General features: G+C 34.3%; 16 protein-coding genes. 5 read left to right on the top strand and 11 right to left on the bottom strand.

Annotated features, from left to right (window positions below; genetic code table 11):
• The first annotated feature begins 29 nt into the window (after nt 1–29).
• The 3 genes from IR083_RS14795 (at nt 30) to IR083_RS14785 (ending at nt 2,499) form a co-directional block, all read left to right on the top strand.
• Nucleotides 30–1,367 carry a sigma-54-dependent transcriptional regulator gene (locus IR083_RS14795; RefSeq protein ID WP_194224900.1) on the top strand — a complete coding sequence of 446 codons (1,338 nt, stop codon included), beginning with the start codon at nt 30–32 and terminating at the stop codon, nt 1,365–1,367.
• Nucleotides 1,368–1,913: 546 nt separating this feature from the next.
• Nucleotides 1,914–2,228, top strand: coding sequence for a helix-turn-helix domain-containing protein (locus IR083_RS14790; protein WP_194224899.1), 315 nt, complete (start codon nt 1,914–1,916; stop codon nt 2,226–2,228).
• Nucleotides 2,200–2,499 (top strand): helix-turn-helix domain-containing protein, encoded by a 300-nt coding sequence (locus tag IR083_RS14785; protein ID WP_194224898.1) that lies wholly within the window; start codon nt 2,200–2,202, stop codon nt 2,497–2,499. Before IR083_RS14790 ends, IR083_RS14785 begins: the two co-directional genes overlap by 29 nt.
• A 359-nt stretch (nt 2,500–2,858) precedes the next feature.
• Here IR083_RS14785 and IR083_RS14780 read toward each other — a convergent pair whose 3' ends face one another.
• Entirely contained in the window at nt 2,859–4,088 is a 1,230-nt protein-coding gene (locus IR083_RS14780; RefSeq protein ID WP_194224897.1) for a site-specific integrase, read from the bottom strand.
• Nucleotides 4,089–4,323: 235 nt separating this feature from the next.
• Here IR083_RS14780 and IR083_RS14775 point away from each other — a divergent pair, with 235 nt between their 5' ends.
• Complete coding sequence (locus tag IR083_RS14775) at nt 4,324–4,554, top strand: tyrosine-type recombinase/integrase (RefSeq protein WP_242052428.1); 231 nt, start codon at nt 4,324–4,326, stop codon at nt 4,552–4,554.
• 66 nt (nt 4,555–4,620) lie between these two features.
• On the opposite strand, the gene IR083_RS14770 is transcribed toward IR083_RS14775, so the two are convergent.
• The 3 genes from IR083_RS14770 to IR083_RS14760 form a co-directional block, all read right to left on the bottom strand.
• Nucleotides 4,621–4,929: a helix-turn-helix domain-containing protein gene (locus IR083_RS14770; protein ID WP_194224896.1), complete on the bottom strand. Its 309-nt coding sequence runs from the start codon at nt 4,927–4,929 to the stop codon at nt 4,621–4,623.
• 13 nt (nt 4,930–4,942) lie between these two features.
• Nucleotides 4,943–5,242: a helix-turn-helix domain-containing protein gene (locus tag IR083_RS14765; protein WP_194224895.1), complete on the bottom strand. Its 300-nt coding sequence runs from the start codon at nt 5,240–5,242 to the stop codon at nt 4,943–4,945.
• Nucleotides 5,243–5,422: 180 nt separating this feature from the next.
• Complete coding sequence (locus IR083_RS14760) at nt 5,423–5,950, bottom strand: NAD(P)H-dependent oxidoreductase (RefSeq protein WP_194224894.1); 528 nt, start codon at nt 5,948–5,950, stop codon at nt 5,423–5,425.
• Between the two features lie 160 nt (nt 5,951–6,110).
• Between IR083_RS14760 and IR083_RS14755 the strand changes: the two genes are divergently transcribed.
• On the top strand, nt 6,111–6,464 hold the full coding sequence (locus tag IR083_RS14755; protein ID WP_194224893.1) for a winged helix-turn-helix transcriptional regulator: 354 nt from the start codon (nt 6,111–6,113) through the stop codon (nt 6,462–6,464).
• 23 nt (nt 6,465–6,487) lie between these two features.
• Here the strand turns inward: IR083_RS14755 and IR083_RS14750 are convergent, their stop codons facing one another.
• From IR083_RS14750 to IR083_RS14720, 7 genes are all read right to left on the bottom strand, one after another.
• Entirely contained in the window at nt 6,488–6,781 is a 294-nt protein-coding gene (locus IR083_RS14750; RefSeq protein ID WP_194224892.1) for a helix-turn-helix domain-containing protein, read from the bottom strand.
• Nucleotides 6,759–7,094, bottom strand: coding sequence for a helix-turn-helix domain-containing protein (locus IR083_RS14745; protein ID WP_194224891.1), 336 nt, complete (start codon nt 7,092–7,094; stop codon nt 6,759–6,761). Before IR083_RS14745 ends, IR083_RS14750 begins: the two co-directional genes overlap by 23 nt.
• A gap of 398 nt (nt 7,095–7,492) precedes the next feature.
• A complete protein-coding gene (locus IR083_RS14740) occupies nt 7,493–7,918 on the bottom strand; it encodes an HNH endonuclease (RefSeq protein WP_194224890.1) in 426 nt (141 codons plus the stop codon).
• 408 nt (nt 7,919–8,326) lie between these two features.
• The gene (locus tag IR083_RS14735; RefSeq protein ID WP_194224889.1) at nt 8,327–9,490 is read right to left on the bottom strand and encodes a restriction endonuclease; all 1,164 of its coding nucleotides are present in this window, start codon (nt 9,488–9,490) and stop codon (nt 8,327–8,329) included.
• Between the two features lie 12 nt (nt 9,491–9,502).
• Nucleotides 9,503–10,198, bottom strand: coding sequence for a M48 family metallopeptidase (locus tag IR083_RS14730; protein ID WP_194224888.1), 696 nt, complete (start codon nt 10,196–10,198; stop codon nt 9,503–9,505).
• Entirely contained in the window at nt 10,195–13,413 is a 3,219-nt protein-coding gene (locus tag IR083_RS14725; protein WP_194224887.1) for a type I restriction endonuclease subunit R, read from the bottom strand. The genes IR083_RS14730 and IR083_RS14725 overlap by 4 nt, the downstream gene beginning before the upstream one ends.
• Nucleotides 13,410–14,291, bottom strand: coding sequence for an HAD family hydrolase (locus IR083_RS14720; RefSeq protein WP_194224886.1), 882 nt, complete (start codon nt 14,289–14,291; stop codon nt 13,410–13,412). The genes IR083_RS14725 and IR083_RS14720 overlap by 4 nt, the downstream gene beginning before the upstream one ends.
• Nucleotides 14,292–14,295: the final 4 nt, after the last annotated feature.

The following is a 14,295-nucleotide window of genomic DNA, read 5'->3' as shown; positions in this document are numbered from 1 at the left end:
TCAGCCCCATATAAAAAAGAAAGATAAAGATGAAAAAGATATTATTGATAGACGATGAAGAGAAACTTCGCAAACTGATGGCTCGCATTATCGAGCTGGAAAAGATAGAAGTGTCTCAGGCTGAAACCGGAGCAGCAGGATTAAAACTATTGGAAAAGCAGTATTTCGATGTTGTAATTTGTGATGTCAAGCTACCTGACGCCAATGGTGTTGAGCTGATTCCCCAGATGAAAAAAATACAACCGTTGGCTGAAATCATACTGCTGACAGCATACGGGAATATTCCGGATGGTGTACAGGCTATAAAGAACGGTGCTTTTGATTACATAACAAAGGGGGATGATAACAACCGCATAATTCCTTTAGTGTACAGAGCTTTGGAGAAAGTAGAACTATCGAAACGTGTGAACCAGCTTGAACAAAAAATAGAACAGAAATATTCTTTTGAAAACATTATAGGAAAATCCGCTCCTATTCTTTCTTCTATAGAAATGGGACGTAAGGTAGCGCAAACAGATGCGACTGTATTGTTGACCGGAGAAACCGGAACAGGCAAAGAAGTTTTCGCTCAATCGATACACTACGGAAGCCAGCGAAAGAATAATCCCTTCGTTGCAATCAATTGCTCCGCTTTTAGCAAAGAGCTCTTGGAGAGTGAACTATTCGGGCACAAAGCAGGAGCATTTACAGGAGCATTGAAAGATAAGAAAGGTCTTTTTGAAGAAGCTCATGAAGGAACCATTTTTCTGGACGAAATCGGAGAAATGCCGATTGACCTCCAAGCCAAAATACTAAGGGTTCTCGAAACAAAAGAGTTCTTAAAAATAGGAGAAACCAAATCTCAAAAGATTGATGTAAGGATCATTGCCGCTACAAATCGAATTTTGGAGAAAGAAATTGAGACGGAACATTTCCGCAGGGATTTATTTTATCGTTTATCTGTTTTCCAGATACATTTACCTCCTCTAAGAGAACGTATTTCTGACATAAAATTGTTTGTTGATGAATTTGTAAATCTGTTTGCAACTAAATCGAATAAAAGGATTAATACAATTTCTCCCGATTATTTAAAATTTTTGGAGCAAAATAGTTGGAAAGGAAATATAAGGGAATTAAGGAATGTTATTGAGCGTAGTGTGATTCTAACCGATGATGAAACTTTAGGTATCGAAACATTGCCTTTAGAGATACAATATCCGAATACTGATTCTTCAGACTTTATGACGACTATGGCTTTGTCTGATATTGAAAGGCTGCATATTGAAAAGATTCTGAACTATACGAAAGGAAATAAAGCAGAAGCTGCCAGAATTCTTAAAATAGGAATCGCAACACTATATCGGAAAATAGAAGAATATAAGCTGTAGATACGACTTCAACGACCTAAAGAGCTTTAGACAATAGGTTTTGATTTATCTTTATTTTGGTGTATTTATTCTCTTCTAGATAGACGCTGAAAGAACTATATTAATTCTATAAATGCCCAATGATATTTTCCTAAAAGGCAGCATTTTTCACTAAATATGAACTTGATGTCTGGTACATTTGTACAGGGTACGTAAAGTTTAAGCAATTTCTGGGTCTTTGTTCTGATATTAATATACATAAACGATGCAATTCATACCTATTATTTGTTGCTATTTTTGCATTTTGTGAAATGCAAAAATAACACCTCATATATCTGATTCTTTTTGTTTTGTCTGTGATGAAATTTACAAAAATCATTACAGTTATTATCCGAGAACAATGGCAACAATTTTAAAAGGCTAATCTCCAAAACACAAAAATAAAGCAGATCATCTCGATGAAATAAGATGAAATACAGTGAAATACGATGACAGGCAGATTGAATTGACCTGAAAGTATTGTAGTTTAGCAGCTGTTCTATTTTTATAAATTTAAAACATATGCTTATGAAACTAATTTGTTTCGAAGAAGAAGCCTTCCGGGAAATGCTGAATAAACTAGTCCGCCTCTCAGAACATGCGGCAAGATTACGCAAAAGGCATGCGGAAAAAGGTGTGGATGAGTGGATTGACAGTCAGGATGTCTGCCTGCTTCTGGATGTCTCTCTACGCACCTTGCAAACTTACCGGGAAACGGGAATACTCGGTTATTCGCAGATCAGTCACAAGACCTATTACAGGCAGAAAGATGTCATGCAGTTGTTACACTCCAATATGATAAATACAAAAGAATATGGAAATGAATGTAAAAATGAAGGATAGCAAGGAGGCCTTATCCTTCTCCAATGCTGTAAGTATTATTACAGAGTCATTGAGTGAGTTCGATAAAATAAAGCCATCCCTTAACGGAGAATCTTATCTTACGGATAAGGAACTCTCCGTTAAGCTGAAGGTAAGCCGCCGGACCTTACAGGAGTACCGGACGGATGGGATAATACCTTATATCCGTATCGGGGGCAAGATATTATATCGGGAGTCGGACATTATAAGTCTGTTGGAAGAATTTTATGTGAAAGTAGATCGGAAAAAGTAAACCTCTCAATCCGATACAAATGCAAGCCCTACGGTTTTTAGATTTTCCAGGGAAATTCAATATATTATTTTCAATTCTGGCAGATGGCTTATGTTTGTATCGGGTTACTATTCTCAGGTCTTAGACTTAACTTATTGTCTGCATATATACGATAGACCTTGTATCCCGGTTTTTCTCACAGAAGATATCCATACAAGAAATTACTATCTTCAAGAATGTAAATTTACCTTCCAGAGCTGAATATTTTGCAAAAAATGAGAAATATTCTTTTGTACTCGAAAATATTGCCATTGAAATAATAATCTTTGACATGGGTTATTATTCTATTTTTGTCGATAACAGCAGACTATTTTCCCTTTTCAAAGGATCAGCTTCAGATCCTTCGTTGCTTCAATATATTTATCCATCTCTTCAAAAAGTCTCTTGGGAGTAACATGTGCATATAGCTGTGTGATTTTGATGTTGCTATGCCCGAGCATCAACCGGATTGTTTCTATAGGCACTCCCTCTTCGAGAGCAATCAGGCTGGCAAATGAATGCCGCCCAAGATGATAGCTGAGGTTTTGTGTCAATCCCGCCATAATTCGTAATGCCTTCATATTGGCATTCAAAGTCCGGTAGTATTGCATCGGAAATAAAGTCTCCCGTGATTCATCCCTGTATTTCACAATTAAAGCAATTGCCTCGGGAAGTAATTTAACCCGGGCCAGAAGTTCGTTCTTCCTCCTGCGGTATTTGAGCCATAAGCTCCCTTGCTCGTCAGTGTATAAATTCTCTCCGGTGATGCTTATCACATCAGCATAGGGCGTGCCGGTATAGCACGCAAATAGGAATAAATCTTTTGTAAGGATATGGGATGGGTATCTTTCAGGGATCTCTAAATCCTTCAGTTTTTCAAAATTTTCACGTGTCAATGATTTGGAAACGCATCTCTTTTGTATGGGCAGCTTAAACCGGCTGAAAAAATGTCTTGTTGAGTAGCCTTCATTATAAGCGATTCTGCAAATTTTCTTCAGTATGGCCAGGTAATGACGTACAGTTTCCACCGCATATCCCAGATCTTCCAAAGCAAACTTTTGATACTCCACAATGAATTGCTCGCTTAATTGACCGAAAACAATATCGTTCGTTTTCAACTTTTTTTTGATAAATGCCTCTAAAGAGCGTCTTGTATATACATATGTACTCAGGGTAGAGGGGGCACGGTCTATTCCAACGCGTTCCTTTATTCCATTTATATGTAAGTCCAGGAGTTTAAGCAAGGTCATTTGTACCTCGATTCTTCCCTGCAATAAATCTTTGACTGTAGTTGCATCGAATGCCTGCTTTTGTTCCTTCAGTATATTAAAAACGGAATGCACATCAAGCAGGAGCCTTTCTATTTTGGCATTGGTTTCGATGGCCTCCCGGCTTCTGCCTTGCAGACGGCGTTCGCGCGTATTCCAAAGTTCCGGTGTACAGGATAACTTCAGGCTGAACTCTGCCATTGAGTTGTTGACAACAATGCGGCCTATAATAGGACTCTTACCAAATTTGTCCACCCTCTTCTTTTTTAGAAAAAGTGATACTCTGAATTTTTCTATTATCATTCACTAATATTCTACCAAACAATTCAAATGTTAAAAAAACACATTCATTTTATGCTGTTCAGTCTGCTCTTTTTATGCATAAACTTGTCCACAATTCAAGTAATTATTTGTCCATATAACCATTGCTGTATTTCCTGCGAACCTATCACTGATGGCTCTCAAATAAAGAAGAAAATATGTATATAATATATTGGTTAAAACCGTTTTAAGTGATACATTCATTGATCTTCTTTTTTTGACAATTCATTTAGCAAGACATAGTTTTGCCACCTTGATGTTGACCAAGGGAGTATCTATCGAAAGTTTATCTAAAATGCTGGGGCATACTGACCTGAAGACGACACAAATATATGCCAAGATTCTTAATCAGAAAGTAATAGATGAAATGAAACGTGTTCAGGAAAATATGGATTCACAGTCAAAAGAACAAGATGATGACGGGAGCGAACCTTCTGAAACTGAATAACAAAAAAACAACACATAGGGTTCTCCGCTCTATGTGTTGATGGTTTAGTCTGGAATGTAGTATTATTTACTGTTTGGATAGAGTGGAATTGCCATTTCCGGTGTATGAAGCTTCCAACATATTTATGATATCAGACTCTTTATATAATACTTTTCCACCCAAAGGTATATAAGGTAAAACTTCATCTTTCCGATAATCAGCCAAAGTTCTGCGGTGAAGATTTAACCTTTTTGCGAGGTCGTCATCGGTTATGTATCTTTCCCCATTAAATAGGGGAGTATGGTTTTTCAGCAGGTTGTCCAACTTATTGGATACCCGTTGCAACGAATTAAAAAAGAAAGTAATTCGAGTATCAGTTGATGTCAGTGGTTTCATGAAATGTCCTCCTTTATTCTTTTATAGATAAATTACCTTTGTCACTGTCCAATAATCTCTGAACATCTTCTCCCCGGTAGAGAATTTTGCGTTTAATTTGGATGAAGTCTATTTTTCCTGATTTTCTGTAAGAGTTTAGAGTTTTCGGTTTAATATTAAGAATACCGCATACACTTTCACTATTAAGGCATTCCGGCATTTCTTTGTCCCTATGCTTTTCACAGAGTATTTCTACCTGCACCACAAACTTTGCAAAATCTTCCAACATTTTGTCGAAAACCATCTTCTCGATAACGATAAAATCTTTAACCATAATATTGAATTTTTAGTAAATAGAATATATATTATGGTTCGAATTTATATGATACATTTCAGTAAATCAATATGTTGTATGTAATTGGCTACGGATGTCTACATATGTTATCACATATACTTATAAATTACTGGTCATGCATTGCAAGAGACTTTCCAAAACAGTCTCTTGCTTTATCGATTAAAGCGAAAGTATAAAGTTTACATATTCTTTCGCTTTCAACTCCAGCTTCTCCGCCGTAGGCTCATTCGCATCGAAAAAGGTAAAGTATGAACAATAATCTGATTTTGTATAGGTAAATGTAGCTTTAAAAGGCGATGTCAATTGGTCGAAGATATTAATGTAAGGTGTGCTGTACACCGCAAAATCTTCTTCTGATATGCCTGCAGAAATACCTAAAGCTACTTTCTTTCCTTTGAGCATGTTGCCTTTTGATCCATAAGCCCATCCATATGTAAATACCACATCGAGCCATTTCTTGAGTAACGGCGGACAATTAAACCAATACATCGGAAATTGTAAAATGAGTTTGTCGTGTGCCTCAATTAGTTTTTGCTCCTTTAGTACATCTATTTTCTCATCGGGATATAGATTGTATAGTTGGTGTATGGTGAATTTTTCGGGATACTTACTCAACTCGTCTACCCATTTTTTGTTTACGTTCGAATTTGCAATTTCCGGATGCGCCACTACTATTAATGTTTTCATTCTGTTTTTCTCTTAGTTTAACTCGATAATATGTTTTGAGGGAACAAAGTTCTAGACTGCTGATCTGATATACTATAAGGGATAATTTTACCGTATGATGATAATTTTAGCACTATGGCATTATCAGTGAGTTAATTCGTACTTTTGTACAAAAAAGAATATGTCTGGATATGAACGTAAGATTCCGGTTGATTTGACTTGTGGAATAAATATCGCCATGGAAGTTATAGGCTCCAAATGGAAATTGTGTATTATCGACCTGATAAATAGAAAAGTTAAACGCCCTAAAGATATGAGTGAAACGATTGATGGGATCAATAAACGGGTGTTGCAACAACAATTGAAAGAATTGGAGATGAGCGGTATGGTCTCAAAAAAAGTTTACGCGGAGGTGCCTTTAAGAGTCGAGTATTTTTTGACAGAGATAGGATTGAGTATCTTGCCGCTTTTGCGATCTATCGAAGACTGGGGTAATTTGTATGCCAACCTTTCTAACAAGGAAAACTTAAAATAACAGAAGTTGTTCCGAATCAGCAATCAGTCTTTCCAAGCTTTTACATACATTCTTTCAAGCATTTTCTGTACATCGGATTCCCTATACATGATTTTCTTTTCGGATTTTACATAAGATAATATTCCCTGTGTTCTATAATCAAGTAGAGTTCGTTCACAAACATTTAGCATTTTACCCAACTGTTTTTCGGAAATATAGCGTTCATTGTTTAATACAGGCTGGTAGTCTTTGAACAATTCATCTAGTTTGCAGGAAATAGAATCCATTGACGCGAAGATTGCTTGTATAGCCGGATTATCCTTGTCCATTATGTCCATTTCTGTTCTTTTTTAAGTTAGTAGTTCCACTGTTGATATTTTCTTTAAGAAGTTTGTCCACATCGTTTACACGATAGAATATTTTACGACCAATTTGTGTAAATCCTATTTTTCCGGAATCTCTGTAGGTTTGGAGAGTTCTTGGCTTTATATTTAAAATATTACATACTTGTTCACTATTTAGATGTTCACCAAGTTTTTTACTCATCTGCATCTTGTGAAGGTAATCTACGCGTTTTGCAAGAAGCTTCAGATGGTTGACAAGCTCATCGAAAACTAGCTGATTTATTACAATAACTTTACTATTTTCCATACAGCCAATAATTTAAAAGGTCAAGAACTATTTGAAGTATATGGCAATAATAGATAATAGGAGCTTGATTATCAATGTTTTGATGTTGTATGTAGCTAGTTGTAGATGTTTGTTTGCAGAGTATGAAGCAGAATCGGAGGAGAGGTGAAGTAGAGGATCGTATTAATTTATTGATTACTAAACCCTAATATTATTAGAATACGCAATAGCTTATTTGTAAGATATTTAGTAATAGTTTTACTTATCTAAATACATGCTCATTATGCCACAATAGATTTTCTTTTTTGGGTGCATGAAGTTCTTTGATTTGAATGGAAGTGAAATTTTTTTGTTATCGAATTTTTTTAATGAGAAAGGATTATTTAGATCTTCTTCAAAATTGCTAGATATAATTATTTTTAATCTTCATCTATAGTTATTAGCCCTCTGTCGAAAGCTCTATGGATATTAGGGCATAGCGATAAACCATTCCCTATCGTATCATCATAACTCTCACTAAAAGGTATGATATGACAAGCATCTGTCATGGATATATTAAAAAGGGAAGATATTTTATATCCGGTAATGCAACAAGTTTGATCGTATATTTTAGGTATATATTGTTTGAAGACATAACCTCTTAAAAAAATTTCTTCTTGATACTCATCTTCATTCATGGATTCTGATATTTTTTCTAGTTTCTTTCTATAGGTAGCTTCTGATTCATTCAAGATATCCTTTGCTATAGAATCCAGATAATAAGTATTAGTTTTTTGTTGCGTTGAAAGAGGAAAATAAAGCTCTAGTAATGCTTCTTTTAAAATATATCTGGCCTCAGTATTCATAAATAAAATAGCTAGTTTTTTATCTATCTCTGCATATTCTGTACCCCTGTATAAAGCATTGAAGGATTTAATCGAATTTTTAGATGTAAGTTCTATATCATATGATAGCCTCTTTTTTCAACTAAAGTCCAAAAAGGTTCTCTGGACATATGAAAAAAGGGAAGGGTGAAATTCATTGTGTGCTTAGTCATTACATAAGAGTTCCAATTACTCTTAAAATAGGCCATCAATTCGGCTGTTATATAGATCTTTTCGGAATTTATATAGCCGGCATCAAAGCAGTCTATGACACTTAATAGAAGAATCGGTTTATGAGGAGCTCCTCCTAGATTAGGGGCTCTTTTTAATTTCTTAAAACAGGAGATGTAATATTCTATATTTTTCACAATTATCTGTGTCTGTAATTAATCATTCTATATCATCACTTTCACTTTTAAAATAACTTTCATCAATAGTATAATAAATAAACCGTTTTCTATTGATTCCGATTTCATATTGAATAAGCAAATCTATGAGTTTCTCTCCATTTATTAAGGTAAGTGGTGCAGCTCCCTTTTCAAAAGCAGCATCTTTAGCCCCTTTAGCAAAATCAGAAAGTGTGATTATTGTTCCTTGAAAAGCATCGAAGCGATGTAAGCATCCTCTCAAACTGTCTAATATTGGACGCGTTATGTTTGAGGTAGTATTCCTTTTTACTTGAATAACTTCCTTTACTGTAGTTATTCCATTTTGACTAATACCAGTAACATCAATACCTTTATCATTAGTCGGTGATGTAACCTGTACATCTTCATATCCCATTGCTGTTAGTAAATCTTTTATAATATGTTCAAACTGATATGGAGTAGTACGTGCTAAAAAATCTTTTAAAAGTTTTCTTTGCTCAGTAATAAATTTTTCAACCTCGTAATTTAAATCTGTTTCTTTATTATTGATCGGATTCGGATTTGATTGCCTAACTGATTCTAGATAATTTATACCTCTAGCTGTAATTGCATATGTATTACCTTCTCTTTTTATATAACCTCTATCAATTAAATTTGTTAATCTATATAATAAGTAACTTTTAATAGAAGTATCTTGTTTGAGATTTGAATTTATCTTAGTATACTCTACCCAGTCTTCCATTAAATCAGCTCGTTTACCCTTTCCAATCAGAGATAACTGAAGTAATATTTGGATTAATCCTTCCTCAAGATCAATACGTGAAATTACAGAATTCTCAATGCTACTGCTAAAATTTTTTCCATCTTCCGTTTGTGTGTATAATCCATTCTTTTCTTCAATTAAATTATATACATTCATCAAAAACTGATCGCCTCTAATCCAACGAGGATTTACAGTTTTTCGGCTATCAGACCATATTTTGGAGGCCACTTCCCTGTCTTTACCTATTAATCTATCATTAATCCATGTATCTGGATCTTTCCAATCAACAGTGTTTTGGGGAGTCCCTCTTAAGTTCCAAATAGTATTCCACATATTTTTGAAATCGGCCACAGGCATACCATCTATTATTTTTAATAGCATTGAAACTGTACTGTAATCTGGATATAAAGGTATTTTGATCATAGGTATTGATTATTATAAAAACATTTCTAATTTATTTTTCCATTTACTCCAACTTGGCATTTCATTTCCAAGTAGTTTATAAAACTCTTTCGTATGTCCTTGATATATTAAATGACATAATTCGTGAATTATTACGTATTCAATACAAGGCTTGGGTACTTTAATTAACTCAGTATTTAAAATTATCTTTCTTTTATTGGTGCAGCTCCCCCAACGAGTTTGCATTTCTTGTATAAATATAGATGAAGGTTCTACTTTATATTTTCTAAATTGTTGTATTAAGGGCTCTGCTATTTCTGCAAATTTAATTTTTGCTCGTTCTCTATACCACTGGTCCAATAGTGCTTTTACTTTTATTTTATTTGTGCAAGTAACCTCAATAAATCGACCTTTGTACTTTACTTGGTTATTATGACCGATTATTACTTTCAATATATATTGACGACCTAAATAAAAATGAGACTCTCCACTGACATATCTGCGTGGAGGTAACCTGTCTCCAAAGGACTTAAAAAAAAGTTGTTGTTTCAGAATCCACTTTGCTCTTTTTCTTACCTTTTGCTCAATTTGCTCTAAGCCTGAATCTATAGGTGCTTTGATGAGTACAGTAGAGTCTGGATTTACAGTTATTCCCAACGTTTTTCTATTGCAATAACTTATATTATAAGCAATTTCCGTATTTCCGTATGTTATTTTAGATAGAGTCATTTAAATTGTAGGTTAGCTACTTTTACACATTGTTCAATAAGAACATCCATGTCATCAAAAGATAAAGGAATATCATATTTACGTTTTACTTCATCTATTAGATAATCTTCCATTTCGATTTTCATCGGACCAGTAATATTACTTTTAAAATTCCATTCTATAATCAGCTGTTCTTGATCATAGATATGTTTTTTTATAATATTATCCAGGTCCAAAGCGACAGTTGTAATGACATCTATTAACTCTGTCTTTATATTTATTTCTTTTACGGAGCCCAAATATTCAAATACCAAACCATAATATGCTCTTGCAGCATTATTATTAGTTAGAATTTGAGGAATATTTTTATCTGAATGTGATATAACGGCATTCATTTGCTCTGTAACTCTTCTTAGATATTCAGCTTCATCAATTCGGCCTTGTTCATATGCTTTAATTGTTTCTTTTAGCAATTCAGAGAATTTCTTATAAAAAATAGGATCATAATCCATCTTCTCAGTGATATGCTTTGCTGTTCGGGAAGCAATAGTATCTGCTTTTGCTGCTTTTCCAATTACTTTCTCAACCTCTTCAGAGAATTTTTCTTTATCGAAAATATTTACCAAATCTGTTACTATTTTTACTTCTCCGCTTTCAATATGGGTATTGATTAGTTTCTGTATCTGCCCTTCATACTTTTTATAATCAATATTATCCGAATATCTTTTCTGCACACTACTTCTCAATTTTAAAAACATAGCTAAATCATCTTTATACCGTTTTATTTCATCTTCAGGAGTCTGATTATGAAAATTAATAGATGATAACGCGATTTTTAATGTCCGGGTGTATGCGACTAATTTATCATAAAAGTTTTGGCGTATATCTTCTAATCTTAGTAGTTGAGCATATGCTTCAAGATCTCTTTTATTCGCTATACTTTTGAAGATATCCCATAATTCTGAATATTTTTGAGGCAGTGCCTTTATTTCTTCACTCACATCAATTATGGTTCCATCTAAATCCGATGGATCGAATTCTGAATATACATCTAAAGCATTATTTAAAGGATCTAGAACTCCATAGTAATCAATAATGAATCCAAAGTCTTTATCTTCGCAAACTCTGTTAACTCTTGCAATTGCTTGAAGTAGAGTGTGTTCTTTTAGCTTTCGATCAATATATAATACGGTATTTTTAGGCTCGTCAAATCCTGTCAAGAGTTTGTCGACTACAATAATAATTTCAGGTTTATCATTATTCTTGAAGCGATTTATCAGGTTTTCTTCATATTTTTTCGCAGAACCATGTTCGTCCATCATTTTTTTCCAAAATGAATTTACTATACTAGAGCTATCTCCATAAGCTGTATCTTCTCCTTCCCTTGTGTCAGGAGGTGTGATAAGTACTTCTGTCGAAATAATACCTATTTCATCAAAAAACTGTTTATATTTGATTGCTATTTTTTTCAAAGGACAGACTAACTGTCCTTTGAACTTAGTTTCTTGCCAGTTTTCTTTAAAATGCTCCGAAATATTCCAAGCAATAGCATAAATACGCTGGTCCGACTGGTTTATCTGGTCAGCCCGGCTGAACTTCCTTTTTAAATCAATTCGCTCATAATCTGTTAACGGTTCACTAATTTTTGTAAAATAATTGTCAATAGGTTTTTCGTGAACGTCCAAAGGAACGATCCGTCCCTCATACAATAATGGTACAACAGCTTTGTCTTCAACTGCTTGATTAACTGTATATACAGGTGTAATCATTCCTCCAAATCTTGAAGCTGTATTTTTTTCTTTCTTCATAAGTGGAGTTCCCGTAAAAGCAATGAAGCAAGCATTAGGCAAGGTTTTTCTCATTTGGATACTTAATTCTCCATATTGTGTACGATGCCCTTCATCAACCAATACAAATATATTAGGACTATCCAATGGCTCTTTTATTCCTCTTACAGCAGTTTCAAATTTATTTATAACAGTTGTTATTACTGCATCACTCTTGCTTTGCAACAATTCTGTAAGATTTTTCCCCGTAGTAGCATTTTCGGCATAAGTACCACATTTTTTTAGTGTAGCTGTAATTTGCCTGTCAAGATCGGTACGGTCTGTTACTAATATAATTTTAGAATTTCTGATGGTTTTATTCAAAACGATAGCTTGTGCAAGCATTACCATTGTAAGAGATTTTCCACTTCCTTGTGTATGCCATATAACGCCTCCTTTACGCTTACCTCCATCAAGCCTGTCTATCCTTTGCATCGTTTTCTTTACAACAAAATATTGTTGATAACGTGCTAGCTTTTTTACTCCATCTTCGTAAATGGTGAAACTGAATAACAGTTCCAATAAACGATCTGGCCTGCATAGATTATATATGGTTTTATCCTGGTTGCAAGGAAGGATGGTTTGTTGCTCTTTTTCGTCAAAATAAGAACGAACGTAAGCATAACGATAGTTAAATAGTTTATCTTTCTTTTTGTCTGAAAGAGGTCTATTTACAAGTTTGAATAGCTTATTATTATAATTTTCTTCTTCAATTTTACTGTCAAATTGCTCACGCCAAATACTCCAGAACTCTTCAGGTGTACCCGTAGTGGCATATTTTGAAGAAGTGGTTGCAATGCCTAATAATAAAGCTGAATAAGCGTATAGTCCCCTTATTCCATCATCTTTCTGGTTGCGAAGATGCTGGGATATAGATTGTTCAAGTGAATCTTTTACATCAGGTCGCTTGCATTCTATTATTCCCAATGGAATACCATTTACAAACAGAACAATATCAGGACGATAGGTGTCGTTAATTCTTGTACGATTGACAACAAACTCCTCTGTTACATGGAATATATTATTTTCTATATTATCCCAATCTATATAGTGGAGATTGTAACTTTTTTTATCTCCATCAATGCTTTGTTCCAAAGATTTTCCTAATGTCAATAGATTATAAACATATTCGTTCGCAGAAATATATCCTTCTTCAATTGGAATTTTACGCAATGCTTCTATCCCATTTTCTATATTTTGGTCAGTAAACATTACCTCCTTTGACAAACGAAACTGTATTGAGTTTATCTCCCTTAGTTGTTTACGAAGTATTGGTTCTAATAATACTTGAGTCCTACTACCTCCTCTCAAATTATTTACTTCATCGGGAGTAAGGTAAATATAACCCAGCTTCTGCAATAATTGCAAAGCAGGAATCTGGCTGATATGGTCTTCTTTGAATGATATCATGGTTGAGTAGTATTAGATTCTTTTGCTTTTTCTTTGTGTTCTGCTAGCAAATCCGTAAAGTCTACCTCTGATACTATTCTATCGATAATCTTTGTTACCACTTTATACATCTCTTTATCTTGAGAATAATCAGCAGAACATACAAAATTTACTCTATTTTCATTTATCAGTTTTTCAGCAACAGTTTTCTTTTTTCTGTCACGAGGTTTGTATACAGCAATAGAATGCCCTCCTTGCTGCTTAATCAGTTTCATACAAGGTATGTCAGTCTCTCCATCGCCGAAATATATCATATGCCTGAATGGTATTTTACGTTCTTGTTCCGGCACATATTTGTTTATTTCCTTATTGTCGCGGACGCTCTCTATTCCTTTGTTTATCTTAAAGAGAAATTGAGTTTTGGCTGTATAATCTACAGCTACCGCCGGCCAATGGGCTCTGCCATCTACATCGTACATATAGGAACAGGCAAAAATATTTTTAAACTCTTTTGCAATAGGAGTTCCTTCTATTATCTCCTTTAAGCCGGAAGAATTGATATAATGTTCAATTATAACCCCTTTCGATTTTCCATATTCGTTAATCAGGGAGAACCATTCTTCCACACCTTTGAACAGTTCTATATCTTTTCCGAAGCTTTGGAAGGAAGTCCTTTTCAATGAAATATTTTTAGAATTGGCATATTTTATCATTAAATGCATATAGCAAAGAATTTCGCTTGCATCATTTTGGGTAGAAAGCTGAGTGTTTTCAGACCAAAAAGCTCTTTTGTCGTTACCGATGGCTTTCATAAAACCAAATTCCTGCATATTGCCCGGAGATAAGGTTCCGTCAAAGTCATAGATTAATGCTATTATTTTTTTCGTCTTCTTTGCCATATGC

The organism is Dysgonomonas sp. GY75 (genome assembly GCF_015234155.1).
In the GTDB taxonomy this organism is placed as follows: Bacteria; Bacteroidota; Bacteroidia; order Bacteroidales; family Dysgonomonadaceae; genus Dysgonomonas; species Dysgonomonas gadei.
The sequence above is the reverse complement of the archived record's forward strand: the minus strand, read 5'-3'. Positions and strand labels throughout refer to the sequence as shown.